Source organism: Streptomyces sp. NPDC085927 (assembly GCF_044540975.1).
Classification (GTDB): Bacteria; Actinomycetota; Actinomycetes; order Streptomycetales; family Streptomycetaceae; genus Streptomyces; species Streptomyces hirsutus.
The window spans coordinates 1-2,846 of the sequence record NZ_JBITSN010000041.1 but is presented as its reverse complement, the minus strand read 5'-3'; the positions used below and the strand labels follow the sequence as shown (position 1 = coordinate 2,846).

3 protein-coding genes are annotated in these 2,846 nt (G+C 66.5%); 1 reads left to right on the top strand and 2 read right to left on the bottom strand.

Translation table 11 applies throughout. The features are described from left to right. Positions 1–126 precede the first annotated feature (126 nt). Positions 127–501: a hypothetical protein gene (locus ACIF80_RS37435; RefSeq protein WP_399813501.1), complete on the top strand. Its 375-nt coding sequence runs from the start codon at positions 127–129 to the stop codon at positions 499–501. Positions 502–535: 34 nt separating this feature from the next. Here ACIF80_RS37435 and istB read toward each other — a convergent pair whose 3' ends face one another. Both istB and istA read right to left on the bottom strand, forming a co-directional pair. Beyond that, the gene (istB, locus tag ACIF80_RS37430; RefSeq protein WP_399813497.1) at positions 536–1,306 is read right to left on the bottom strand and encodes an IS21-like element helper ATPase IstB; all 771 of its coding nucleotides are present in this window, start codon (positions 1,304–1,306) and stop codon (positions 536–538) included. After that, entirely contained in the window at positions 1,303–2,721 is a 1,419-nt protein-coding gene (gene istA / locus ACIF80_RS37425) for an IS21 family transposase (RefSeq protein WP_399813495.1), read from the bottom strand. Before istA ends, istB begins: the two co-directional genes overlap by 4 nt. Between the last annotated feature and the right edge of the window lie 125 nt (positions 2,722–2,846).

Genomic DNA, 2,846 nt, shown 5'->3' with positions numbered 1-2,846 from the left:
TGTCGGCGTACGGACTTTTCTCCCCAGTTGCGTACGGACCAACGTCCCCAGCTCTGGCCGCGGGCAGCGGTAGCACGGCAGAGGATCTGGGTTGAGATCGGTGCCCCGGCCAGGGACACTCGCGCGATGAGTGACAGCACATCATCTGAACCGATCGAGCGAGGGTGGGACGAGCCCTGGTATCGGGTCCGCATGGAGGACTTCGAGGCGTCGTTCCTGCCCAGCGACGGTGAGGACTTGGACGAGGTCTGCAACGTCGATGTCCTCGTGACTCTGAAGGATGGATCTCGTTGGACCGCGACCGTGTTCACCATCGTGGAAGTCGAGCGCCTGATGAAACTCTGGGTGGGGACCGACGAGGCCCTCGGGGGCCGGTACTTCTGGGTCTCGGACGGTCTGATCGTCAGGGATCCCGGCATCGACAACATGACCGACGTGATCGCCGGACTGATCGAGAACGGCGAGTTCTCCGAGATCTTTCAGCGGGTGATCAACGACTGATCAAGTGCTCGGTCGCCGGAAGCGACGTGGGTCGTCAGGCCACGTCGTTGTCCCGCTCGATCGCCTTGAGGCGGTTCTTGAGCCGGTAGCTGGGGCCGTTGATGGAGATCACGTCGCAGTGGTGGAGGAGTCGGTCGAGGATGGCGGTGGCGAGGACCTCGTCGCCGAAGACCTGGCCCCATTCGCTGAAGGTTTTGTTCGAGGTCAGGATGATCGAGCCCTTCTCGTAGCGCTTGGAGATGACCTGGAAGACCAGGTTTGCCTCGGCTCGTTCGAGGGGCTGGTAGCCGACCTCGTCGACCACGAGGACGCTGGGCCGCAGGTAGGTTCCGAGCTTGTTCGTCAGACGGCCGGCGGTCTCGGCGGCTTTGAGGTTGCGGACCATGTCGTCGAGGCTGGTGAAGTAGATCGAGTAGCCGGCCCGGCAGGCCGCGACCGCGAGAGCGACGGCGATGTGCGTCTTGCCGACCCCGGGCGGCCCGAGCAGGGCGGCGTTCGCCTTGTCCTCGACGAACGAGAGGGTGGCGAGGTCCTTGACCTTGCGCGGGTCGAGGTCGGGCTGGAAGGAGAAGTCGTATTCGTCGAGCGTCTTGTGGTGCGGTAGCCGGGACAGTCGCAGGCCCTGGCGGAAGCGGCGGTCGTCGCGGACTGCGAGTTCCTCGGACAGGACCAGGTCAAGGAAGTCGAGGTAGCCCATCTTCCCCTCGTCGGCCCGCCGGGTGTACTCGTTGATCGTTTCGGCCAGGTGGGGCAGGCCGAGCTTGCCGGCCGTGTTGCGGATGCGGGTGGAGACCAGCTCGCTCAAGACGTTTCCCTCGTGCTTGGACGGGTGGTGAAGGGGCGGGTGCCGGTCAGCTCGTCATAGACCGACAGCGGACGGCGACCGACCTCGACGCGGGTGGCCGCGGCCCGGTTCAACAGAGCCTGCAGAGGTCCGGCCTCCTCGCCCAGAGGACGCTCTTGGCGGGGCCGGGGCAGGACGTCGCCGGTTGTGGTGCGACGTCCTCTGCCGGTGGGCAGGCCGTCCCAGTGGGCCTCTTCGACGACGCGGACCCCGCGGCCGATCGCCCGAGGATGGGTCGCCAGCAACGTCTCGCCGCTGCTGGCCGCGATGGTGGAATGCAGCATGATCTGCGACTTTGTGGCCCGGATCTCCACCAGTTGACGCGGTCGGACCCTGCGGGCGGGCACCGAGTAGAGGTTGCCGCCGAAGGCGACCAGGCAGTCCTTGCCGACCGGCCGCAGGTGCCGCTCGGCCACCAGATACGGAGTCTCCGGCAGTGGCTTGAGGGCCACGTGGTCGCGGGCCGCCCGCTCTCCGATGATCTGCTGGTGGGTCCTGTGGGCCTGGGCCCGTCGCTGCGGGACCCAGGTGGTGAAGGCGGCGTCCATCTCCTCGACGGAGGAGAAGGATCGGCCGGACAGGACGTGGTCGCGGACGATGAGAACTTGCCGCTCGACGCGTCCCTTGCCAGTGGGCCGGTAGGCGGCCAGGACATCGATGTCGAAGTCGTAGTGGCCGGCGAACCCGACTGCTTCCGGATGCAGTGGGACCGCCTCGCCTGGGGCGACGTGGCGGCGGACAACGGTCTTCGTGCGGTCGTAGACGATCGTCATCGGGACGCCGCCGAAGTGAGCGAAGGCCCTGCGGTGGCAGTCGAAGAACGTCTGGAGGTCCTGGCTGGTGGTGAAGCAACAGAACGGGTCGCGCGAGTACGACAGCGTCATGTGGAAGGAGTAGACCTTCGGGATGCCCATGTGGGCGAGGATCTTGCCCTCGTCGCCCCAATCCACCTGGGCCTGGGCGCCGGGGATGACCTCGAACCGGCGGTGCATGCCGGCAAGTTCCTTCGGCGTGATGCCGAGTTCCTCGGCGATGCGAGGCCGGGCTTCCTGAACGTAGAGCTTGACGCGCTGGTAGTTGCCGGTGAACCCGTACTCCGCGGCCAGCCGCCCGTGGATCACCGCGGCCTTCATCAGGATCTCCGCCCGCAGCATCGAGTCGACCAGCGGCGCGAACTCGTCGATCACCCGCGCCTTCGACCGCCCGTTCGGCGACCGGCGCGGCGGGGTCGCCGGACCCGGTGCCGACAGATACTTGCGGACCGTCTTCCGGTCCAGACCGGTCTCCCGGGCCACCTCCGACAAGCTGATCGCCCCGGATTCCAACAGGCTCCGGAAGCGCCGTAGTTCCAACCAACGTTGCGGGTCCAAGACCACTGTCGTCCGCCTTCCGCCGCCTCTCACCGACCAAGCAGCAGAGTGCCGAGCAGCAGGTCTCACCGCATCAACAACTGTCCCTTTTCATCCGTACGTGGGTGGGGACGTTCATGTGTACGCCGACA